The following is a 22,690-nucleotide window of genomic DNA, read 5'->3' as shown; positions in this document are numbered from 1 at the left end:
CGGGCGCGACCAATGCCGTCACCGGCATCACCGACGCGCTGATGGATTCGATCCCGATGGTCGTGCTGTCGGGCCAGGTGCCGACCTTCATGATCGGTTCGGACGCCTTTCAGGAGGCCGACACGGTTGGCATTACCCGCCCCTGCACCAAGCACAACTGGCTGGTCAAGGATACCGACGATCTGGCCGAAACGATCCACGAGGCATTTCATGTCGCCACCTCCGGCCGGCCCGGCCCGGTGCTGATCGACATTCCCAAGGACGTGCAGTTCGCCACCGGCACCTATCTCGGCCCGCGCGAGGCGCCCAAGGGGCATTACCACCCGCGCGTCAAGGGCGATATCGAGATGATCACCGAACTGGTCGCGGCGATGGAAACGGCCGAACGGCCGGTCTTCTATACCGGTGGCGGGGTGATCAACTCCGGCGCGCTCGCCAGCCAGTTGCTGCGCGAGTTCATCGATGCGACGGGCTTTCCCGTCACATCGACCCTGATGGGTCTGGGCGCCTATCCGGCGTCGGGCAAAAGCTGGCTGGGGATGCTGGGCATGCACGGCCTCTACGAGGCCAATCTGGCGATGCACGGCTGCGATCTGATGATCAACGTCGGCGCCCGCTTCGACGACCGTATCACCGGCCGGATCGCCGATTTCAGCCCCAATTCGGTCAAGGCGCATATCGACATCGACCCAAGCTCGATCAACAAGGTCATCCGCACCGACATTCCGATCATCGGCGATGTCGGCCATGTGCTGGAAGACGCCCTGCGCATCTGGAAGGCGCGCGGCCGCAAGGTGAACCGCGAGGCGCTGGCAAAATGGTGGGCGCAGATCGACGAGTGGAAGGAAATCCGCTGCCTGTCCTACAAGAACTCGGACAAGGTGATCAAACCGCAATACGCGCTGCAACGGCTGGAGGAACTGACCAAGGGGCGCGACCGGTACTTCTGCACCGATGTCGGCCAGCACCAGATGTGGGCGGCGCAGTTCCTGACCTTCGACGCGCCGAACCGCTGGATGACGTCCGGGGGCCTGGGCACCATGGGCTACGGCCTGCCGGCCTCGATCGGCGTGCAGGTGGCCCATCCCGACAGTCTGGTCGTCAACATCGCCGGCGATGCCTCGTTCCTGATGAACATGCAGGAAATGGGAACCGCCGCCCAGTACGACCTGCCGGTCAAGCAGTTCATCCTCAACAACGAACGGCTGGGCATGGTGCGCCAGTGGCAGGAACTGCTGCACGGCGAGCGCTACAGCCATTCGTGGTCCGAGGCACTGCCCGATTTCGTCAAGCTGGCCGAAGCCTTCGGCGCCAGGGGCTTCAAGGTATCCGACCCCGCCGATCTGGACGATGCGATCATCGAGATGATAGCCCACGACGGCCCGGTGATCTTCGACTGCCTTGTCGAAAAGCACGAGAACTGCTTCCCGATGATCCCGTCCGGCGAGCCGCACAACTTCATGCTGCTGGGCGAGGCATCGACCAGGGATGTCATCGGCAGTTCGGGCGCCGTTCTGGTCTGACAGGCGTGGTGTGCCGGTATTGCCCGGCGCACCCTTTCGCCGGCGATACCGGCATTGTAACGAAAGCGGCGCAATCCGGGGATGGCGCCAGAGACGGGGAAACCGATGAGCGCACTCAACATCAAGCAGGGATCGTCGCGGCATTCCGCCTACGACCTTCGCAATCCCAACGAAGAAGTCATCGAACGCCACACCCTCGCCGTAGTGGTCGACAACGAGGCAGGCGTGCTTGCCCGCGTGATCGGCCTGTTCTCGGGGCGCGGTTACAATATCGAAAGCCTGACCGTGGCCGAGGTCGACCATACCGGCCACCGCTCGCGCATCACCATCGTGACCACCGGCACACCGCAGGTGATCGAGCAGATCAAGGCCCAGTTGGGGCGGATGGTGCCGGTGCACGCGGTGCACGACCTGACGGTCGAGGGCCCCTCGGTCGAACGCGAGCTTGCCCTGCTCAAGGTATCGAGCACCGGCGACAAGCGGGTCGAGGCGCTGCGGCTCGCCGATATCTTCCGCGCCCATGTGGTGGATTCGACGCTCGGAAGCTTCATCTTCTCGGTGGCCGGCTCGACCGAAAAGATCGACGCCTTCGCCGACCTGATGCGCCCGCTCGGTCTGGTCGAGATTGCCCGCACCGGCGTGGCCGCCCTGACCCGCGGCGAAGACTGACCCGCACGGCTGCCTTGCCCGGGCGCGGCCGGTCGCGGCCGCGTCCCGTATCCGCAGGTCAGCCCAGGCGCGAGATTACCACAGTAACCTCGGGTTTCTTGCCGATTTCCTCGACCGTCACCTGGCGAACCACCCGGCGCAGGCCGGATTCCAGCTTCTCGTCGTCGACCAGGATCTTGCCGGCGGCGCGGGCCATGAACTGTCCGGCCTCGGCCTCGATCAACTCCGCTATCGGCGTGCCGGAACTGCCGGTTTCGGCAAGCCCCATGATCTCGGCCCAGGGGTCACCCAGCGGCTCGTCCTCTTCGTCGAGGATCACGCTGAGCATCACATGCCCGTTCAGCGCCATGCGGATGCGGTCGCGGATCACCCCGTCCAGTGCCCCGATCTTCATCGTCCCGTCCAGATAGACGCGTCCGGGTTCAACGTGACCGGCAACCTCGGGCCGGTCGCCTGTAAGATCCAGCATCGTTCCGTTGACCGCGACGCAGGATGCGATCCCCTTCGCCTCGGCCACTTCGGCGTGACGGCGCAGCATCCGGTGCTCGCCGTGCATGGGGATCATCATCTGCGGCTTCATCAACTCGTGCAGCGCCTCGAGGTCGGGGCGGTTGGCATGGCCCGAAACATGATAGAGGTCGCTCCGGTCGTCCACCACATCGACCCCCAGTTCCGAGAACGCGTTGACGATCCTCAGCACCGAACGTTCGTTTCCGGGGATGGTCTTGGAGGAAAACAGGAAGCTATCGCCCTCGGCCAGTTCCATCCCCAGGTACTTGCCGCGGCTGAGTTGCGCGGTTGCGGCGCGGCGTTCTCCCTGGCTGCCGGTAACGATCAGCATCAGGTTCTGGCGTGGCACGTCCTCGGCTTCCTCGTGGGTGATGACCGGAGGAAAGTCGGTCAGCACGCCGGTCTCGGTCGCCGCCTGAACCATGCGCAGCATCGCCCGCCCCATCAGGCAGACCGAACGACCGGCATCGCGCCCCGCTTCGGCAAGCGTCTTCACCCGCGCCACGTTCGAGGCGAATGTCGTCGCCACGAACATGCCGCGCGCCCCGGCGACAAGCTCGCGGATATTCGGCCCCAGCGTCGATTCCGACCGACCTGGGCGTTCGACGAAGATATTGGTGCTGTCGCAGGTCAGGACCTTGACCCCGCTTCCGGCGATTTCATGCCAGAGTTCCGGGTCGAACGGCTCGCCGACAACCGGCGCGCCATCGAGCTTCAGATCGCCCGTGTGCACGATGCGGCCCGCAGGCGTATCGATCACCAGTGCCGAGCTTTCGGGAATCGAATGGGACACCGGCACGAACCCCACCCTGAACGGACCGGCCTCGACCGTTTCGGGCCACGCACCGACCACGCTCACCTGCGCCGGATCGCTTCCGCGTTCCTCCAGCTTGCGCGCCGCAAGATGGCCGGTGAACCTGCGCGCATGGACCGGCGCCTTCAGTTCCGGCCAGAACAGCCCCAGCGCGCCAATGTGGTCCTCGTGCCCGTGGGTGATGAATATCGCGTCGAGCCGGTCGACGTTTTCGACCAGCCATGCGATGTCCGCCATGATCAGGTCGACCCCGGGGGTCGTGTCCATGTCGGGAAAGGTCACGCCCAGATCGACAAGGATCAGCCGCTCCTTGCCCGGCTTGCCCCATCCGTAGACATAGGCGTTCATGCCGACTTCGCCCGCCCCGCCGAGGGGGAGGTAGATCAACCGCTCGTTTCCGCTCATATCGTGTTGTTTTCCTTGTTGTATCGGTGGATGACCGTCAACCCGTGCATGGTCAGGTCGTCCTCGATGATATCGAACAGAACTTCACCCTGACTGAACAGCGGCGCAAGCCCCCCGGTACCGATGATTTTCATCGGACGTTCCCGTTCTGCCAGGATGTGCCCGCATATGCCCTGCACCAGCCCGACATAGCCCCAGAAGACACCGGATTGCATGCAGGCCACGGTATTGGTGCCGATCACCCTTTCGGGTTTGGTGATATCGACATGCGGCAGTGCCGCCGCCGCAAGGTGAAGTGCCTCAAGGCTGAGATTGACACCCGGTGCGATGGCGCCGCCGATATAGGCGCCATCCCGTGACACCACGTCAAACGTGGTCGCGGTACCGAAATCGACCACGATCAGGTCGCCGCCGTGGCGGTCGAAGGCCCCGGCCGTGTTGACCAGCCGGTCGGGTCCGACCTGCGCCGAGCGGTCCACGCGCGGCGGGTTCGGCAGCAGGCAATCGGGCTTGCCGACAACCAGCGGCCGGCAGTTGAAATAGCGGTCCGACAGAACCCGCAGGTTGAACACCACGCGCGGCACGGTGGACGAGATGATGACCTCGTCGATATCGACGGGAATGCCCTGATGCTGCATCAGGGTCGAGAACCAGACGAAATACTGGTCCGCCGTGCGCTGGTGCTCGGTCGCGGTGCGCAGCGTGGTCAGGAAGCGCTCGCCATCCCAGACCGAAAAGACCGTGTTGGTGTTGCCGGTGTCGATACAGAGCAGCATGGGCGGCCTTTCTCGATCAGGAAAAGAAGATTTCTGCCGCGGCAATGCTACGGCGCCCACCCGGCGTGGCAAGAACGATGTTGCCATGTTCGTCCAGCGTCTCGAACGTTCCGGTGACGGTTTCGGATGCCATGCGGGCGGTGACGGGCTCGCCAAGCCGCGCTGCACGGGCAAGCCAGGCTTCGCGTATCGCCGGAAACCCCCGGTTTTCGAACTGCGCCTCATAGCGCGCATAGGCGGATGCGAGAAAGCCGAGAAAATCCTCGGGGCTGACCGCCGCACCGGTCTCGGACAGAAGCGACACGGGCCTGAGCGCCCCGGGGTCAACCTCGGATTGCGCCGGCGCCGCAGCCAGATTCACCCCGATCCCGATCAGCAGGAAATCGACCCGGCTGCCCTGTCCGGCCGATTCGAGCAGGATGCCGGCGACCTTGCCGCCGTTCAGCAACACGTCGTTGGGCCATTTGAGCGCAAAGGCCTCGGCGCGTCCGCTCACCGTCACGAAAGTATCGAACAGCGCCAGCGCCGCCACGAAGCTCCGCAGCGCGGCCTGCTCGGCGCTCGCCGCCGGGCGCATGGCAAGTGTCGCCGCGAAATTTCCCTTGGGGTAGAACCAGCGCCGCCCCCGCCGGCCGCGCGCCTCGGTCTGCTCGTGCGCCATGATCCAAGTCGGACCGCCCAGCATTCCGACCCGCCGCGCGGCCTCGGCCATGGTGCTGTCCACGCGGGGCAGCACCACACGGTCGTATCCCGCCGGCCAGTTGTCAGTTGCCGACAAGAGAGGCCGCCGCGTTGGCCGCCAGGCCTTCCACACCAAAGAGGTTGACGACTCCTAGCACCATGATCGCCGCCGATCCCATGAGAATTCCCCACTGGACCGGGCTCATCCGGCCGTCGATCTTCTGCGTGTCGTCCGAGCCGAAATACATGAAATAGACGATCCGCAGGTAATAGAAGGCCGAGATCACCGAAGCGACGGCGCCAAGAACGGCAAGCCAGGTAAGACCGGCGCCAAGCGCGGCGGTCAGCACGGCGAACTTGCCGAAAAAGCCCACCAGCGGCGGAACCCCCGCAAGGCTGAAAAGCAGCACCAGCATGGCAAAGGCGGTGACCGGCTCTTTCTTCGACAGCATGTTCAGGCTGTCGATCCGGGTCACCGGCTGGCCGTCACGCTCCATCGACAGGATGAAGGCGAAGGTGCCGATGTTCATGGTGACGTAGATCGCCATGTATACCAGCATCGCCTCGACCCCGATCGCCGTTCCGGCGGCAAGCCCCATCAGGGCAAACCCCATGTGCGAGATCGACGAATAGGCCATCAGCCGCTTGATGTCGCGCTGCGCGATCCCGGCGATACCGCCGAGATACATCGACAGCACCGCCAGCAGGGCGATGATCTGCTGCCAATCCGCCACCGCATCGCCGAAGGCGTCGTACAGCGCGCGGGCGAACATCGCCATGGCCGCCATCTTGGGCGCCGAGGCGAAGAACGCGGTGACCGGCGTGGGCGAACCCTCGTAGACATCGGGCGTCCACATATGGAACGGCACCGCCGATACCTTGAAGGCCATGCCGGAAATCAGGAAGGTCAGGCCGATCAGCAGGCCGATCCCGACATGCCCGTCAGTCGCGGCGCTGTAGATGCCCTTGAATTCGGTGGTGCCGGCATAGCCATAGGTCAGCGAGGCGCCATAGAGCAGCAGGCCCGAACTGAGCGCCCCGAGGATGAAGTACTTCAGCCCCGCCTCGGTCGACTTCAGACTGTCCCGGCGGATCGCCGCGATCACATAGAGCGACAGCGATTGCAGTTCGAGCCCCATGTAGAGCGTGATCAGATCGGCGGCCGAAACCATGATCATCATGCCGACAACCGACAGGGCGACCAGGATCGGATATTCGAACACCAGCGCACCGCGGCGGCTGAAGAACCCCTCAGACAGGATCAGTACCAGCGCGGCCGCCAGAAGCAGCGTGACCTTGGCGAAGCGCGCGAACGCATCGTCGACGAACATCCCGCCAAAGGCGGTGCGCGTCACCCCGCCCGACAGCGACACCCAGATGGCGACCGCAACCAGAATGGCCGCCGTGACCCAGCAGAGAAACTGCGCCGTTTCGTCCTTGCCGGTCCAGACCGCGACAAGCAGCGCCACCATGGCGTAGGCCGCGAGGAATATCTCGGGCAGCAGGATTGCGAGATCGGCAGACGTCATCTCAGTGATCTCCAGTCTGAGCCAGCTCAACCGCCGGCTGATAGTCGTTCAGGACAAGCTCGTAGCGTCCGATCAGCGCTTCGACGGCGGGACCGGTGATATCGGTCACAAGCGACGGGTAAACCCCGAGCAGAAGCGTCATGACGACGAGCGGGGCGAAGATCGCCTTCTCGCGCGCGCTGACATCCTTGATCGACTTCAGGCTTTCCTTGATCAGATCGCCCAGCATCACCCGGCGATAGAGCCACAGCGCGTAGCAGGCCGAGAAGATGACGCCCGAGGTCGCGGCAACCGCCACCCAGGTATTGACCTGGAAGATCGCCATCAGCGTCAGGAATTCGCCGATGAAGCCCGAGGTGCCCGGCAACCCGACATTGGCCATGGTGAACAGCATGAAAATCAGCGCATAAACCGGCATCCGCACCATCAGCCCGCCATAGGCCCTGATCTCGCGGGTGTGCATCCGGTCGTAGACCACGCCGACCACAAGGAAGAGCGCGCCCGAGACGAACCCGTGGCTGAGCATCTGGAAGATCGCGCCATCGAGCCCCTGATGGTTCACGGTGAAGATACCCATGGTGACATAGCCCATATGCGCCACCGAACTGTAGGCGATGAGCTTCTTCATGTCCTCCTGCGCCAGCGCCACCAGCGAGGCGTAGACGATGGCGATGGCCGAAAGCCAGAAGACGAAGGTCGACATGACCTCGGCGCCGACCGGAAACATCGGCAGCGAGAAGCGCAGGAAACCGTAGCCGCCCATCTTGAGCAGGATTGCCGCCAGAACGACCGACCCCGCTGTCGGCGCCTGGACGTGCGCGTCGGGCAACCAGGTATGGAACGGCCACATCGGCATCTTGACCGCGAAGCTGGCGAAAAAGCCGAGGAACAACAGCGTCTGCACCCCGCCGACGACCCGGATACCCAGCACCGGGAAGGTCTCGGAGGCGAAGGTATGCTGCATCAGCGACGGAATGTCGGTGGTGCCGGCATCGACATACATCACCAGCATCGCAACCAGCATCAGCAGCGAGCCGAGGAAGGTGTAGAGGAAGATCTTGAAGGCGGCGTAGATGCGCTCCTTGCCACCCCAGATGCCGATGATCAGGAACATCGGGATCAGCCCGCCCTCAAAGAACAGGTAGAAGAGAACGAGGTCGAGCGAGGTGAAGACGCCGATCATCAGCGTCTCGAGCACCAGGAAGGCAACCATGTAATCCTTGACCCGCACGGTCACGTTCCAGCAGGCGCCGATGGTTACCGGCATCAGGAAGGTGGTCAGCATCACGAACAGGATCGAGATGCCGTCGACGCCCATCTTGTATTTCAGGCCGAACAGCCACTCGCGGTCCTCGACGAACTGGAACCCGGTGTTCGACGGGTCGAAACCTCCCAGCAGGAACAGCGACAGGAACAGCGTCGCCAGGGTGGCGATCAGCGCCAGCCATCTGGCGTTGCGGTTCGCCGCCTCGTCCTCTCCACGCAGGAAAAGGGCAAGGATCAGCGCGGCGATCAGCGGCAGGAAGGTAATGATCGAGATCAGGTTTTGCATGTCTCAGTTCCCCGCGATCGTCATCCAGGAGACGAGGACGACAATCCCCAGCACCATCACCATCGCATATTGGTAGACGTATCCGCTCTGGGCCCGCCCGGCGAGGCGCGCCAGATAGGGAATGAACTTCAGCGCAACCCCGTTGATGAAACCGTCTATGATCTTGCCGTCGCCGTCCTTCCACAGAACCCGCCCCAGCGCGCGCGCCGGCCGGACGAAAATCGCATTGTAGATCTCGTCGAAGTACCACTTGTTGAGCAGGAATTCATAGAGCGGTTTCTGGTTCGCCGCCAGTTGGCCGGGCAGTTCCGGCCGGCGGATGTAGAACAGCCACGAAATACCCAGGCCGATCAGCATGGCGATGAAGGGGCTGACCTTGACCCAGGCCGGAGAGGCATGCGCATCGGTCAGCACATGGTTGTCAGGCGCGAAGTAGAGCCCGCCCTGCCCCGGCGCACCGCCAAAGGCCTCGTGCGCCTCGCCCTCGGCGGCCGCATGATCCGCGGCTTCGTTCGCATGCCCCCCGCCTTCCGCCACAGCTTCATGGCCACCCTCCGTGGCGGCGGCCTGCGCCTCGCCGGCGAGCGGGATGCCGTAGAATTTGGCAACCTGATCGACATGGCCGAAGAACGAACTGTACCAGACCATGCCCGAGAAGATCGCGCCGATCGCCAGCACCACCAGCGGGATCAGCATGACGCGCGGGCTTTCATGCGCGTGCTCGTGCGTATGCGTATCGCCGCGCGGCGTACCGAAGAAGGTCAGGAACATCAGGCGCCACGAGTAGAACGAGGTCATCAGCGCGGCGATCACCAGCATCCAGAAGGCAAAACCGGATGCCGTCGTCCCGCCGGCCCAGGCGCTTTCGATGATCGCGTCCTTCGACAGGAAGCCGGCGAAACCGATGGTGGTCAACGGAATGCCGACGCCGGTGATGGCCAGCGTGCCGATCATCATGATCCAGAAGGTGACGGGCATCTTGTCCTTCAGCCCGCCGTAATTCCGCATATCCTGCTCGTGGTGCATGCCGTGGATCACCGAACCGGCGCCAAGAAACAGCATCGCCTTGAAGAAGGCGTGGGTCAGCAGGTGGAACATGGCCGCTGAATACATGCCGACACCGGCGGCAACGAACATGTAACCGAGCTGCGAACAGGTCGAATAGGCGATGACGCGCTTGATGTCGTTCTGCACCAGACCGACGCTGGCGGCGAAAAAGGCGGTCATCGCGCCGATATAGACGATGAAGGTGGTTGCACCGGGTGCAAATTCCATCAGCGGCGACATGCGGCAGACAAGGAAGACACCGGCGGTGACCATGGTCGCGGCATGGATCAGCGCCGAAACCGGGGTCGGGCCCTCCATGGCGTCGGGAAGCCAGGTGTGCAGGAACAACTGGGCCGATTTACCCATCGCGCCGATGAACAGCAGGAAGGCAAGCAGGTTCGCCGCATTCCAGTCGCGCCAGAGGAAGGAAACGGTGCTTTCGGCCAGTGTCGGGGCGGCGGCGAAAACATCGGAAAGGGCGATCGAATCGACCATGAAGAACAGGCCGGCGATCCCGAGGGCGAAGCCGAAATCGCCGACACGGTTGACGATGAAAGCCTTCATCGCTGCGGCACCCGCGCTTTCCTTGCGGTAGTAGAAGCCGATCAGCAGGTACGACGCGACGCCGACGCCCTCCCAGCCGAAGAACATCTGCACCAGGTTGTCGGATGTCACCAGCGCCAGCATGGTGAAGGTGAAGAACGACAGATAGGCGAAGAAGCGCGCCTTGTAGGGTTCGCCTTCGGGGAAGTTCACGTCGTGATCCATGTAGCCGAAACTGTAGAGATGCACGAGCGCCGAGACGGTGGTGACGACCACCAGCATGATCGCCGTCAGCCGGTCGAGGCGGATCGCCCAGTCGGCGACGAAGCTGCCGCTGTCGATCCAGCGCGCGATGAAGACCCGCTCGGTCACGCCGTCGAAACCGAGAAAGACGATCCAGCTGAGCAGGAAGGCAAAAAACAGCAGCGCCGTCGCCACGATCATCGCCTGCCTTTCGCCGATGATCCGCCAGCCGAAGCCGCAGAGGATGGCGCCGATCAGCGGTGCGAAGAGGATGAGGGTTGCCATGTGCCGTTACCCCTTCATGTTGCTGACGTCTTCCACCGCGATCGTGCCGCGGATACGGAAGAAGCAGACCAGGATCGCAAGACCGATCGCCGCCTCGGCGGCGGCCACGGTCAGCACGAAGAGCGTAAAGACCTGACCGGTTATATCCCCGAGAAACGCCGAGAAGGCGACGAGGTTGATGTTGACCGACAGCAACACCAGTTCGATCGACATCAGGATGATGATCACGTTCTTCCGGTTGAGGAAGATCCCGAAGACGCCGATCACGAACAGCGTCGCCGCGACAGCCAGGAAATGTTCCAGTTCGACCATGTGCGGTCCCTCAGTTCTTGTCCTCGCCCCGTGGGGCGGTGCGTTGCGCCGTTGCTGGCGCTTCGTTCTGATCCCGCGCTCCCGGGCACAACGCCCGGACCTCGGGATTTCTGTTCTGCCCCGGCAGGAACCGGAGCCCGGGACAGGCGCCTAGAGCCCCTGACCCGGCTTGACATCCTTCAGTTCCATCGACGTGGCCGGATCGCGGTACATCTGGGTCAGGACATCCTGACGCTTGATGTCCTTGCGATGGCGCATGGTCAGCACGATGGCGCCGATCATCGCCACCAGCAGCACCAGCCCGGCAAGCTGGAAGATCAGGAAGTACTTGTCGTAGAGCATCATGCCCAGGGCTTCGGTATTGTGGGCATATCCGTCGGGCGTCGCCATCGGCTGGGCCAGAACCGGCACGCCGCCGCTGACGCTCCAGGTGCCGAAGACCATGGCAAGCTGGATCAGCAGGATCAACCCGATCAGCACCGCAAGCGGCAGGTAGCTGGCGATGCCGGCGCGCAGTTCGGCGAAATCGACATCGAGCATCATGACGACGAACAGGAACAGCACCGCGACCGCGCCGACATAGACGATGATCAGCAGCATGGCGACGAACTCGGCCCCCACCAGCACCATCAGCCCGGCGCCCGACAGGAAGCTGAGGATCAGCCACAGCACCGAATGCACCGGGCTTTTCGCCAGCCCGGTCATCAGCCCGCCGGCGAGCAGGCAGAACGAGAAAAGGTAGAAGACGAAACTGAAGACGGTCATCCTATTTGCCTTCCTCCTGCGCGGCGACGATCTCGGCCTGTGCCAGTTGCATCGCCTTGGTCATGGCGGGTACCCCGCCGAAGACCGACATCTGGCCTATCACCTCGGCTATCTCCTGCGGCGTCGCGCCGGCCTCGAGCGCGTGCCGCACCGTCAGCCTGATCTGCTGGTCGATCTGCGAGCCCTGCGCGACCAGCGCGCCCAGCGTGACGAAGAGCCGTGTCTTCGCGTCCAACCCACCCGGATTGAACGTCTTGCCAAAGGTCATCTCCATGGCGTCGCGCGGCATGGTCGGCATGAGCGTGGTGAAATCGGGCATCTGGAACTTCTCCAGCGCCGGGTTCATGGCCCTGGCCATTTCCTGGCTCTGCTCGAGCATCACCTGAAAGATCCGTGTGAAATCGGTCATCGATAGGGCGCATCCATTTCGATGCTGCGGGCGATCTCCACCTCCCAGCGGTCACCGTTGTCGAGCAGCTTCTGCTTGTCGTAGTAGAGCCCGTCGCGGGTTTCAGCGGTGAATTCGAAGTTCGGCCCCTCGACGATGGCGTCGACCGGGCAGGCCTCCTGACAGAATCCGCAATAGATGCACTTGGTCATGTCGATGTCGTAGCGGGTCGTCCGGCGCGAGCCGTCCTCGCGCGGCTCGGCCTCGATCACGATCGCCTGCGCCGGACAGATCGCCTCGCACAGCTTGCAGGCGATGCAGCGCTCCTCGCCGGTCGGATAGCGGCGCAGCGCATGTTCGCCGCGGAACCGCGGGCTGAGCGGGCCCTTTTCATGCGGGTAGTTCACCGTCGCCTTCGGCGCCAGAAAGTACTTCATGCCAAGCTGGAAGCCCTTGAGCATGTCCAGAAGAAGAAAGTACTTGCCGGCCCTGGTCCAGTCTATCGCGGTCATGGATCAGCCCCCAATCGCCCAGCGGGCCCAGAAGCCGCCGAGAACTTCGAATTTCGCCAGAAACGCGACGATCACCACCCAGCCGAGCGACATCGGAAGAAACACCTTCCAGCCGATCCGCATGAGCTGGTCGTAGCGGTAGCGCGGCACGATCGCCTTCACCATCGCGAAGATGAAGAAGAAGAAACACATCTTGGCCACCATCCACAGCACGCCATCGGGCAGGCCGGGGATCGGCGACAGCCAGCCACCGAAGAACAGCAGCGTGATCAGCGCGCACATCAGCGTGATCGCGATCAGTTCGCCCATCATGTAAAGCAGGAAGGGGGTCGAGGAATACTCGACCTGATAGCCTGCCACCAGTTCGGATTCCGCCTCGGGCAGATCGAACGGCGGGCGGTTGGTTTCGGCCAGCGACGAGATGAAGAACAGGAACACCATCGGGAAGTGCGGCAGCCAGAACCAGTTGAAGAAGCCGAAGGATCCGTCCTGCGCCCGCACGATCTCGGTGAAGTTGAGCGAGCCGGCGGAAATGACCACGCCGATGATGATGAGCCCGAGCGATACCTCGTAGGAGATCATCTGCGCCGCCGAGCGGAGCGAGCCGAGGAACGGGTATTTCGAGTTCGACGCCCAGCCCCCCATGATGATGCCGTAGACCTCGAGCGAGGACATGGCGAAGACATAGAGGATGGCGACGTTCAGATCGGCGATCGCCCAGCCGTCGCCGAACGGAATCACCGCCCAGGCGATGGTGGCCAGAACGAACGAGATCATTGGCGCCAGCAGGAACACCGCCTTGTCGGCGCCCGATGGGATGACGATCTCCTTCGCCAGATACTTGATGAAGTCGGCGAAGCTCTGAAGCAGCCCGAAGGCACCGACGACGTTGGGCCCCTTGCGCTGCTGGACCGCCGCCCAGACCTTGCGGTCGGCATACATCAGAAAGGCCAGCGACACGAACAGGATGATCAGCAGAAGCATGATCTGCGCCGTGACCAGAACGACGATGCCGAGGTTCGTGTTCAGAAAGTCAGCCATGGTGCCTCATCTTTCTCAGACCGTGGGTATGCCCCTCGCGGCAGGCCGCCCCCACCCGTTCAGGGCCGGGCGAACGCCTGCCGCGCGCGGGCGCTGGCGAATTCGTGTAAACCGCATCCGGCGACCGAAGGCCAGAGTCTTGTGGCCGTCTTGTGCGCAGATGTCGCGCAGTGTCATGCGCCGCTGCCGGGGTCATTGCCGGATCACTCGGCGGCCAGCGCAGTCGCCGCCCGGGCCCTGGCAAGCGCCGACAGTTCCGCCATCAGCTTGCTGGCACGGGCGATCGGGTTGGTCAGGTAGAAATCCCTGACCGGCAGGCGGAATGCGGCATCGCCGAGCGGACCGGCTGCCAGCGGCTCGCCCTGATTCTCGGGAACGGCTTCGGGCCGGCCGAGATGCGGCACCTCGGCGACCAGCGCCTGACGCAGCTGCGCAAGCGAATCCCACGGCTGTGTCGCTCCCAGTTCGGCCGACAGCGCCCTGAGGATGGCCCAGTTCTCCTTGGCCTCGCCCGGCGGGAAGGCGGCGCGCAGCGCAAGCTGCGGGCGGCCTTCGGTGTTGACGAAAATCCCCGGCTCCTCGACCCAGGCGGCGGCGGGCAGGATCACGTCGGCGCGGTGCGCGCCACGGTCGCCGTGGCTGCCCTGATAGATCACGAACGGGCCTTCGGCGATATCCACCTCGTCGGCGCCGAGGTTGAAGACCACCTCCGCCCCGTCGATGGCGGCGGCCAGCCCGCCCTCGCTGACGGCACCGACATCCATCGCGCCCACGCGGGCGGCGGCGGTGTGCAAGACCAGCAGTTTCGAGTTGCTGTTCGCGGCCAGCTTCATCGCATGGCCCAGCACGGCTTCACCATCAGCCTCGCGGATCGCGCCCTGCCCGACGATGACGATCGTCGGCCTGGCCCGCGTCTCGTCGGAGATCGCCTGCGACGACAGTTTTTCGAGCGCCGCGCGGTCGGTGCCGACATGGGCGTATTCGTAGGTCAGATCGACCGGCTCGCCGACCAGCCCGATCGTGGCCCCCCTCAGCCAGGCCTTGCGGATGCGCGCGTTCAGCACCGGCGCCTCGTCGCGCGGGTTGGTGCCGATCAGCTGGATCATCTCGGCGCTGTCGATATCCTCGATCCGCGCCGTGCCGACATAGGCAGCGCGATTGCCAATCGGCAGCCGCGCGCCATCGGTGCGGCATTCGACCTTGCCGCCCTGTCCCTCGACCAGTTGCCTGAGCGCGAACGCCGCCTCGACCGGGGCAAGATCGCCGACCAGCCCGGCCAGCTTCCGCCCCCTGATCGCCTCGGCCGCAGCCTTCAGCGCCTCGCCCCAGGTGGCAGGCACCAGCTTTCCGTCCTTGCGGACATAGGGCCTGTCGAGCCGCTGGCGGCGCAGGCCGTCCCAGATGTAGCGCGACTTGTCCGAAAGCCACTCCTCGTTGACACCATCGTTGTTGCGCGGGAGAATCCGCATCACTTCGCGGCCCCGGGTATCGACCCGCGTGTTCGAGCCGAGCGCGTCCATCACGTCGATGGTTTCGGTCTTGCGCAACTCCCAAGGCCGCGCGGTGAAGCTGTAGGGCTTCGAGACCAGCGCCCCCACCGGGCACAGATCGACGATGTTGCCCTGCAGGTTCGAATCGAGCGTCCGGCCCAGATAGCTGGTGATCTCGGCGTCCTCGCCACGCCCGATCTGGCCCATCTGGGAGATGCCGGCCACCTCGGTGGTGAAGCGCACGCAGCGGGTGCACGAAATGCAGCGCGTCATGTGGGTTTCGACAAGCGGCCCGAGATCGAGATCCTCGACCGCGCGCTTGGGCTCGCGGAAGCGCGAGAAATCGACCCCATAGGCCATCGCCTGATCCTGAAGGTCGCATTCGCCGCCCTGATCGCAGATCGGGCAGTCGAGCGGGTGGTTGATGAGCAGGAACTCCATCACCCCCTCGCGCGCCTTCTTGACCATGGGGGAGTTGGTGCGCACCTCCGGCGGCTCGCCGTTGCGGCCCGGGCGCAGGTCGCGCACCTGCATCGCGCAGGAGGCGGCCGGCTTGGGCGGCCCGCCCACAACCTCGACCAGGCACATGCGGCAGTTGCCGGCGATCGACAGGCGTTCGTGATAGCAGAAGCGCGGAATCTCGATCCCCGCCTGCTCGCACGCCTGGATCAGGGTCATCGCCGGATCGCATTGCACTTCGGTGCCGTCGATGATGATTGTGGTTAGGTCACTCATGCGCTGCCTCCAGCTTCATCGCGGGATTGCCCCTTGACGCAACCGGAGGCGCTGCGCCGCGTCCCGGTTCCGTTTGGAACACTCTCTAGCGGCTTCTCGGCAGAAGTCCAATCTGCGATTTCGGTGCGAAATGCCTCACCCACCCCGGGGGAACATGTCGGCACCGCCACAGTCGGGAACGGATCGAATGACTTGCCCGCACCCCATGGCGCGGGCCCTGCCGTCAGCGGTTCCCGATATCGGCCTGCCAGTGGACCGTATCCCGGTTCGTGTCCAGGCCCGACGCCTGATGGGCCGCCCAGCTGTCGCTGGCCGTCACCAGAAGCGTGATCGCGGTCAATGCCGCCACGATGAATACCAATGCTCTCAGCAATTCGCTCTCCTTCAAACCGGTAACGGCACAAAATACCCGGCCGCTCCGTCAAACTGGGAATGGCGCCGCACTTTTCAATGACTGTTAACGAATACGGGACGCCATTGAGCGGATCGTTGCCGAATCAACCGGCCCAAGCCCGCTCCGGCAGGCAGTTTGCCAGCCGGTTCAGCCGATCCGATGATTTTTGTGGCGATCCCCGGATGCACGCAGCATTTCGGCAATGGACAGCGGCGCCGGAGCTTTCCCCTCCGGCGCGGGCAATCGCGGATGGCGCTATTCCGCCGCGATCACCGATTTGGCCCTGATCCTGGCCTCGATATCGCTGCGGAAGTGGCGGATCAGGCCCTGAATGGGCCACGCCGCCGCATCGCCGAGGGCACAGATCGTATGGCCCTCGACCTGCTTGGACACGTCGAGCAGCATGTCGATTTCCGCGACTTCGGCATCGCCGCGCACCAACCGCTCCATCACCCGCATCATCCAGCCGGTGCCCTCGCGGCAGGGCGTACACTGGCCGCAGCTTTCGTGCTTGAAGAACTTGCTGAGCCGCCAGATCGCCTTCACCACGTCGGTGCTCTGGTCCATCACGATCATGCAGCCGGTACCGAGCGAGGACTTGTTCTCGCGCATCCAGTCGAAATCCATGATCGCCTCGCCGCACAGTTCGGCAGGCAGTATCGGGCAGGACGCCCCGCCGGGAATCACCGCCTTGAGGTTGTCCCAGCCGCCGCGCACCCCGCCGCCGTATTTCTCGATCATCTCGCGCATCGGCGTCGACATGCTCTCCTCGAACACGCAGGGCGTGTTGACGTGGCCGGTCAGGGCAAAAAGCTTGGTACCGGTGTTGTTGGGTCGCCCGAACGAGGCGAACCACACACCGCCGCGGCGCAGGATCGTCGGCGTCACCGCAATCGACTCGACGTTGTTCACCGTGGTCGGGCAGCCGTAAAGCCCCGCGCCCGCCGGAAACGGCGGTTTCATCCGGGGCATGCCCTTGCGGCCTTCGAGGCTTTCCAGAAGGGCGGTTTCCTCGCCGCAGATATAGGCGCCGGCGCCGTGGGTCAGGTAAAGGTCGAAATCCCAGCCCGACCCGGCGGCGTTGCCGCCCAGAAGACCGGCATCATAGGCCTCGTCGATGGCCGACTGAAGCGCCTCGCGCTCGCGGATGAACTCGCCGCGAATGTAGATATAGGCCTGATGCGCGCCCATCGCGAACGAGGCGATCAGCGCCCCCTCGATCAGCGTGTGCGGATCGTTGCGCATGATCTCGCGGTCCTTGCAGGTCGCGGGTTCGGATTCGTCGGCATTGATGACCAGATAATGCGGCCGACCGTCGCTTTCCCTGGGCATGAAGGACCATTTCAGACCGGTGGGGAAGCCGGCCCCGCCGCGTCCGCGCAGGCCCGAGGCTTTCATCTCGTCGACAATCCAGTCGCGCCCCTTGGCGATGATGTCCCTGGTTCCGTCCCAGCAGCCGCGGGAGCGCGCACCGGCAAGGCTGCGGTCCTTCAGACCGTAGATGTTGGTGAAGATCCTGTCCTTGTCCTGCAGCATCTTTCTATCCTCTCAATCATCGTCCCCGGGCGGGTTCCGCCGCATCCGGACCGCCGCCGCGAAGGCCCAGACAAAGGCCGCCAGCGAGGCAAAATAGAACATCAGATCGTAATCGGCCGCCAGACCCAGAGCACCGGCGATCATCGGGCCGAAGATCGCCAGAAGACCGGCGGCGGCAATCACCAGCGCCACCCTGCGCTTCCGGCGGTCGTACGCCCCGGTCTTCCCGCTGTCTGCGTTCATTACGGCCTGCATCGCGTCAGTACACGTCCCCGTCCTCGACCCGCTCCGAGAACTCCGTCTCGCCGCCGCCGGCAAGGATCTTCGCCTGCCCCACCCAGTCGTCGCGGGTCACCCGACCCCTGAACCCTTCCAGGTTCTCGTCGACCCACGAAACCTCGTCCGGCGTCCAGGCGGCGATCTGGTCGAGATGATAATAGCCGAGCTTGTGGCACAGTTCCTCGAGCTTCGGCCCGATTCCCTTGATCCGCTTCAGATCGTCCGCCGTACCGTCGCGCGGCGCGTCGAGCGACGCGGGGCGCGAGCCGGGCCGGGCGGGTTCATCTGTCTTCGCGCTGGCAGCGGCGGGACTTGCCGGCCGCTCGCGCGTTACGGGTTCGGTGACATGCGGCCGGCCGCCCCGGTCTTTCCACGGCGCGAGGATCGGGACTTCGCTTCCGTCGATGCGCCGGATCGTGTCGCCGCGCGCTTCGGCGATGGCGACCGAGGCGTTTGTTGGATCGGTCTCGTTGCCCTCGGTCAGAACCTTCGGGCCGCCCAGCGGTTCGCAGCCTACCCGGCCGTTCTGCGGCCCGGGCGCCGGCACGCGGCCGGCCGCCAGTTCGTCGAGAATCCAGGCGAATTTCTCCGCCGTCAGATCCTCGTAGAAATCCTTGCCGATCTGAACCATCGGCGCGTTCGAGCAGGCACCGAGACCTTCGACCTCTTCCCAGCTGAACTTGCCATCCGGCGAAAGCTGATGCGCCTTGTCGGCGATCTTGTCGCGGCAGACCGAAATCAGATCCTCGGCGCCGCAGATCATGCAGGTCGTCGTGCCGCAAACCTGAATATGCGCAACGGAACCAACCGGTTGCAACTGAAACATGAAGTAGAAGGTCGCAACTTCCAGCGCGCGTATATGGGCCATGCCCAGCATGTCGGCGACATATTCGATCGCCGGTCTGGTCAGCCAGCCCTCCTGTTCCTGCGCGCGCCACAGCAGCGGAATGACCGCGCTCGCCTCGCGCCCCTGCGGGAACTTGGTGATCTGTGCCGTCGCCCATGCCAGGTTGGCGGGCGTGAAGGCAAAGCTATCAGGCTGATCGGGATACAGACGGCGGAGCATTCGTTGCCTCTCAGAATAGTCTTGCGCGGATGCGCGACGAGCCGGGCCTGCGGCTTGCGGAACTCAAGGCCGCGGCCGTGCCGGTTGCCGCGGAACGGCCCGAAGCGGCGCCGCAAAAGCGCGGGATGGCCGGAAAATCTGTCACCGGTCGACCTCGCCGAACACGATGTCAAGCGTAGCGATGAGCGCCGTCATGTCCGCCAGCTGGTGGCCGCTGCCAAGATGGTTGGTGCTTTGCAGATGCGCAAAGCCGGGCGCGCGGATTTTCACCCGATAGGGCCGGTTGGTTCCGTCGGCGATGATATAGACGCCGAATTCGCCCTTTGGCGCCTCGGTCGCGCAATAATATTCGCCCGCCGGAACCTTGAAGCCCTCGGTATAGAGCTTGAAGTGATGGATCAGCGCTTCCATCGAGGTCTTCATGTCGGCCCGCTTCGGCGGTGTCAGCTTGCCACGCGCCAGCACGTCGCCCTGCCCGTCGGGCGCGCGCAACTTGGCGATCGCCTGTTTGACGATCGAGACCGACTGGCGCATCTCCTCCATCCGGATCAGGTAGCGGTCGAAGCAATCGCCGTTCCTGCCGACGGGAATCCTGAAGTCGAACTCGTCGGAGCACTCATAGGGTTGCGCACGGCGCAGATCCCAGGCCAGACCGGCCGAACGGGCCATCGGGCCGCTCATTCCCCAGTCGTACACGTCCTGTTCCGTCACGATGGCGATATCGACGTTGCGCTGCTTGAAGATGCGGTTTTCCGTCAGAAGCTCGTCGAGGTTGTCCAGCGTCGTGGGGAACCGCTCGCACCACTCCTCGATATCGTCGATCAGCCTGGGTGTCAGATCCTGATGCACGCCGCCGGGGCGGAAGTAGTTGCTGTGCATGCGCCCGCCCGAAGCGGCCTCGAAAAAGACAAACAGTTCCTCGCGGCCGGTCTCGAACCCCCAGAGCGGCGGCGTCAGCGCGCCGACATCCATCGCCCCGGTCGTCACGTTCATCACGTGGTTGCCGATGCGCGAAAGCTCGGCCATCAGAACCCGGATCAGGCTGGCGCGGCGCGGCGCCTTCACCCCGGTCATCTTCTCGATGGCCAGGCAATAGGAATGCTCCTGATTCATCGGCGACGAATAATCGAGCCGGTCCATATAGGGCGCGTTCTGCAGGTAAGTGCGCGATTCCATCAGCTTTTCGGTGCCGCGGTGCAGCAGTCCGATATGCGGATCGGCCCGTTCGACGATCTCGCCGTCGAGTTCGAGCACCATGCGCAGCACGCCATGCGCCGCCGGGTGCTGGGGGCCGAAGTTGATGTTGAAGTTGCGGATTCGCTGCTCGCCGGTGCGAACGTCCTCGAAACCCTTGCCTCCGTCCATCATGCGCCATCCTCCGCTTTGGGGGCGTACATCTCGAAAACCTGCGCTTCGGTCATCTTCGTCGTCTCGTTCGCCAGAGCGTAATTGCCCGGCTTGCGGTCAATGAAGATCTCGGTGGTGACCGGAAATTGCGCCGGATCGTCAAATACCTGAATCGAGACGGAGCAATGGCTGCCGTCCCGCGACTGCCAGGCAAGGGTCGAACCGCATTCGCGGCAAAAGACCCGCTCCCCCCAGTCGCTCGAAACATACCGGCCAACCGGCGCGCCGGGCTCGAACGCCAGCCCGCCCTCGGTCTGAACCGCGATGAACATGCCGCCGGACCATTTGCGGCACATGCCGCAATGGCACACGCCGGCCTCGCCCACAGGCACCGCGCTAAAGGAACAGGCGCCGCACAGGCAGCTTGCACGCTGCGGACCGCTCATTTCGCCTCCCCGCCCTTCTCGTCGCCCGGCAGGATGTAGCGGGCCCCTTCCCAGGGCGACATGAAATCGTATTGCCGGAAATCATGCACCAGCGTCACCGGCTCGTAGACCAGACGCTTGAGCGCCGAATCGTAGCGCAGCTCCGTGTAACCCGTGGTCGGGAAATCCTTGCGCAGCGGATGGCCGCGGAAGCCGTAATCGGTCAGGATGCGGCGCAGGTCCGGATGACCGGCGAACAGCACGCCGAACAGGTCGAACACCTCGCGCTCGTACCAGTTCGCGCCAGGAAAGACACCGGTCAGCGACGGAATGCTCTCGTCCTCGCGCACCGCCGCGCGGACGCGGATCCGATGGTTCTGGTGCATCGACAGCAGGTGATAGATCACGTCGAAGCGCTTTTCCCGTTGTGGATAGTCGGCTGCGGTGATGTCGATCAGCGTGGTGAAGCGGCAATGGGCATCGGCCCGCAGGAATTCGATGAACCCCACGACCGACGCCGGCGGTACCTCGACCGTCAACTGTCCGAGCGCCACCTTCCAGCTTATCACGCTGTCGGGGCGGCGTTCGGCGATCCATTCGCCCAGTTCTCGAAGTGCTTCGCTCATCCCGGCGTCGTCCTTTGTCGTTTGGCCTGCGCTGACACGGCGGTCAGCGGGTGATCGTGCCCGTCCGCCGGATCTTGCGCTGCATCTGAAGGATACCGTAAAGCAGCGCCTCGGCGGTCGGCGGGCAGCCCGGCACATAGACATCGACCGGCACGATCCGGTCGACGCCGCGCACCACGGAATAGCTGTAGTGATAGTAGCCGCCGCCATTGGCGCAGGACCCCATCGACAACACGTAGCGCGGCTCGGGCATCTGGTCGTAGACCTTGCGCAGCGCCGGCGCCATCTTGTTGGTCAGCGTACCGGCGACGATCATCATGTCGGACTGGCGCGGCGAGGCGCGCGGCGCGGTGCCGAAACGCTCCAGGTCGTAGCGCGGCATCGAGACGTGGATCATCTCGATGGCACAGCAGGCCAGACCGAAGGTCATCCAGTGCAGCGAGCCGGTGCGCGCCCAGTTGATGACATCGGCCGTCGAGGTGACGAGGAATCCCTTGTCCTGCAACTCGCGGTTCAGGACCTGGGTGGCGACCTCCTTGTCGGGGCCGGCGTCGAAGCGGGACGTGCTCACTCCCATTCCAGGGCTCCCTTTTTCCATTCGTAGGCAAAGCCGACCGTCAGCACGGCGAGGAAAACCATCATCGACCAGAACGCCGCCATCGAGATGCCGCTGAAGGCCACGCCCCACGGAAACAGGAAGGCGACTTCGAGGTCGAAGATGATGAACAGGATCGCGACGAGGTAGAACCTGATGTCGAACTTCATCCGCGCGTCGTCGAAGGCGTTGAAGCCGCATTCATAGGTCGACAGCTTTTCCGGGTCGGGATCGGCCGGGGCGATCAGCCATGCACCTATGACGAAGGCGAGCCCCATCGCGATGGCGATGACGAGAAATATGAGAACAGGCAGGTATTCTCTGAGAAGGTCTTCCACGTTTGGCTCCTTGTCTGCCGGCGCGAGGCCCCGCGCAGGTGGTCTCGGGCTAATTTGCGGTTTACGCGCGGGCCAGGGTGGGGTCAACCGGCGGCTTGCCGCGCCGAGCAGGGATTTGCCCTTGCCCGCAAGGACGAAGGGCATGCCGCCCGGCGCCGGATCCAGCGGCCTGATGCCGCAGATCGCCCGGAGTCGCGGCGCAAGGCGTCAGTTTTCCTCCCAGGACGGCTTGCGCCGGGCGAAAAAGGCGGAAATGCCCTCGGC

At 64.1% G+C, this 22,690-nt stretch carries 23 protein-coding genes; 2 read left to right on the top strand and 21 right to left on the bottom strand.

What is annotated here, in order from left to right; all coding sequences use genetic code 11:
* Both ilvB and ilvN read left to right on the top strand, forming a co-directional pair.
* Window positions 1-1,523 (top strand): biosynthetic-type acetolactate synthase large subunit (gene ilvB, locus ACK5IR_RS03040; RefSeq protein WP_416925784.1); only part of this gene is annotated, 1,523 nt, incomplete at its 5' end.
* Between the two features lie 105 nt (window positions 1,524-1,628).
* A complete protein-coding gene (gene ilvN, locus ACK5IR_RS03035) occupies window positions 1,629-2,192 on the top strand; it encodes an acetolactate synthase small subunit (protein ID WP_416925782.1) in 564 nt (187 codons plus the stop codon).
* 58 nt (window positions 2,193-2,250) lie between these two features.
* Here the strand turns inward: ilvN and ACK5IR_RS03030 are convergent, their stop codons facing one another.
* The 21 genes from ACK5IR_RS03030 to ACK5IR_RS02930 all read right to left on the bottom strand — a co-directional run bounded on the left by ACK5IR_RS03030 (window position 2,251) and on the right by ACK5IR_RS02930 (window position 22,426).
* Window positions 2,251-3,921, bottom strand: coding sequence for a ribonuclease J (locus ACK5IR_RS03030; RefSeq protein ID WP_416925780.1), 1,671 nt, complete (start codon window positions 3,919-3,921; stop codon window positions 2,251-2,253).
* The gene (locus tag ACK5IR_RS03025) at window positions 3,918-4,697 is read right to left on the bottom strand and encodes a type III pantothenate kinase (RefSeq protein ID WP_416925778.1); all 780 of its coding nucleotides are present in this window, start codon (window positions 4,695-4,697) and stop codon (window positions 3,918-3,920) included. Before ACK5IR_RS03025 ends, ACK5IR_RS03030 begins: the two co-directional genes overlap by 4 nt.
* 16 nt (window positions 4,698-4,713) lie before the next feature.
* Complete coding sequence (locus ACK5IR_RS03020; protein WP_416925776.1) at window positions 4,714-5,475, bottom strand: biotin--[acetyl-CoA-carboxylase] ligase; 762 nt, start codon at window positions 5,473-5,475, stop codon at window positions 4,714-4,716.
* Window positions 5,462-6,907: an NADH-quinone oxidoreductase subunit NuoN gene (gene nuoN, locus ACK5IR_RS03015; RefSeq protein ID WP_416925774.1), complete on the bottom strand. Its 1,446-nt coding sequence runs from the start codon at window positions 6,905-6,907 to the stop codon at window positions 5,462-5,464. The genes ACK5IR_RS03020 and nuoN overlap by 14 nt, the downstream gene beginning before the upstream one ends.
* 1 nt (window position 6,908) lies before the next feature.
* Window positions 6,909-8,459 carry an NADH-quinone oxidoreductase subunit M gene (locus ACK5IR_RS03010; protein ID WP_416925772.1) on the bottom strand — a complete coding sequence of 517 codons (1,551 nt, stop codon included), beginning with the start codon at window positions 8,457-8,459 and terminating at the stop codon, window positions 6,909-6,911.
* A 3-nt stretch (window positions 8,460-8,462) separates the two neighbouring features.
* Window positions 8,463-10,577: an NADH-quinone oxidoreductase subunit L gene (gene nuoL, locus ACK5IR_RS03005; RefSeq protein ID WP_416925770.1), complete on the bottom strand. Its 2,115-nt coding sequence runs from the start codon at window positions 10,575-10,577 to the stop codon at window positions 8,463-8,465.
* A gap of 6 nt (window positions 10,578-10,583) precedes the next feature.
* Window positions 10,584-10,889, bottom strand: coding sequence for an NADH-quinone oxidoreductase subunit NuoK (gene nuoK, locus ACK5IR_RS03000; protein WP_416925768.1), 306 nt, complete (start codon window positions 10,887-10,889; stop codon window positions 10,584-10,586).
* A gap of 150 nt (window positions 10,890-11,039) precedes the next feature.
* Entirely contained in the window at window positions 11,040-11,654 is a 615-nt protein-coding gene (locus tag ACK5IR_RS02995; RefSeq protein WP_416925766.1) for an NADH-quinone oxidoreductase subunit J, read from the bottom strand.
* 1 nt (window position 11,655) lies between these two features.
* On the bottom strand, window positions 11,656-12,063 hold the full coding sequence (locus ACK5IR_RS02990; protein WP_416925764.1) for a carboxymuconolactone decarboxylase family protein: 408 nt from the start codon (window positions 12,061-12,063) through the stop codon (window positions 11,656-11,658).
* Window positions 12,060-12,554, bottom strand: coding sequence for an NADH-quinone oxidoreductase subunit NuoI (gene nuoI / locus ACK5IR_RS02985; RefSeq protein WP_416925762.1), 495 nt, complete (start codon window positions 12,552-12,554; stop codon window positions 12,060-12,062). The genes ACK5IR_RS02990 and nuoI overlap by 4 nt, the downstream gene beginning before the upstream one ends.
* Before the next feature lie 3 nt (window positions 12,555-12,557).
* Window positions 12,558-13,595, bottom strand: coding sequence for an NADH-quinone oxidoreductase subunit NuoH (gene nuoH, locus ACK5IR_RS02980; RefSeq protein WP_416925760.1), 1,038 nt, complete (start codon window positions 13,593-13,595; stop codon window positions 12,558-12,560).
* 203 nt (window positions 13,596-13,798) lie between these two features.
* Window positions 13,799-15,820 carry an NADH-quinone oxidoreductase subunit NuoG gene (nuoG, locus tag ACK5IR_RS02975; RefSeq protein ID WP_416925758.1) on the bottom strand — a complete coding sequence of 674 codons (2,022 nt, stop codon included), beginning with the start codon at window positions 15,818-15,820 and terminating at the stop codon, window positions 13,799-13,801.
* Between the two features lie 223 nt (window positions 15,821-16,043).
* Entirely contained in the window at window positions 16,044-16,193 is a 150-nt protein-coding gene (locus ACK5IR_RS02970) for a hypothetical protein (protein ID WP_416925756.1), read from the bottom strand.
* A gap of 276 nt (window positions 16,194-16,469) precedes the next feature.
* On the bottom strand, window positions 16,470-17,750 hold the full coding sequence (gene nuoF, locus ACK5IR_RS02965) for an NADH-quinone oxidoreductase subunit NuoF (protein WP_416925754.1): 1,281 nt from the start codon (window positions 17,748-17,750) through the stop codon (window positions 16,470-16,472).
* A gap of 12 nt (window positions 17,751-17,762) precedes the next feature.
* The gene (locus ACK5IR_RS02960) at window positions 17,763-17,993 is read right to left on the bottom strand and encodes a DUF5337 family protein (RefSeq protein ID WP_416925752.1); all 231 of its coding nucleotides are present in this window, start codon (window positions 17,991-17,993) and stop codon (window positions 17,763-17,765) included.
* A gap of 16 nt (window positions 17,994-18,009) precedes the next feature.
* Window positions 18,010-19,095 (bottom strand): NADH-quinone oxidoreductase subunit NuoE, encoded by a 1,086-nt coding sequence (gene nuoE, locus ACK5IR_RS02955; protein WP_416925750.1) that lies wholly within the window; start codon window positions 19,093-19,095, stop codon window positions 18,010-18,012.
* Window positions 19,096-19,236: 141 nt separating this feature from the next.
* Window positions 19,237-20,463 (bottom strand): NADH-quinone oxidoreductase subunit D, encoded by a 1,227-nt coding sequence (locus tag ACK5IR_RS02950; protein ID WP_416925748.1) that lies wholly within the window; start codon window positions 20,461-20,463, stop codon window positions 19,237-19,239.
* Window positions 20,460-20,888 (bottom strand): GFA family protein, encoded by a 429-nt coding sequence (locus tag ACK5IR_RS02945; RefSeq protein WP_416925746.1) that lies wholly within the window; start codon window positions 20,886-20,888, stop codon window positions 20,460-20,462. Before ACK5IR_RS02945 ends, ACK5IR_RS02950 begins: the two co-directional genes overlap by 4 nt.
* A complete protein-coding gene (locus ACK5IR_RS02940) occupies window positions 20,885-21,493 on the bottom strand; it encodes an NADH-quinone oxidoreductase subunit C (RefSeq protein ID WP_416925744.1) in 609 nt (202 codons plus the stop codon). The genes ACK5IR_RS02945 and ACK5IR_RS02940 overlap by 4 nt, the downstream gene beginning before the upstream one ends.
* A gap of 43 nt (window positions 21,494-21,536) precedes the next feature.
* On the bottom strand, window positions 21,537-22,070 hold the full coding sequence (locus ACK5IR_RS02935) for a NuoB/complex I 20 kDa subunit family protein (protein WP_416925742.1): 534 nt from the start codon (window positions 22,068-22,070) through the stop codon (window positions 21,537-21,539).
* Window positions 22,061-22,426, bottom strand: a complete 366-nt coding sequence (locus ACK5IR_RS02930) for an NADH-quinone oxidoreductase subunit A (protein WP_416925740.1) — start codon at window positions 22,424-22,426, stop codon at window positions 22,061-22,063. The genes ACK5IR_RS02935 and ACK5IR_RS02930 overlap by 10 nt, the downstream gene beginning before the upstream one ends.
* Between the last annotated feature and the right edge of the window lie 264 nt (window positions 22,427-22,690).

The organism is Tropicimonas sp. (genome assembly GCF_047971885.1).
GTDB lineage: Bacteria > Pseudomonadota > Alphaproteobacteria > Rhodobacterales > Rhodobacteraceae > Tropicimonas.
This window is presented reverse-complemented; position numbering and strand designations above follow the sequence as displayed.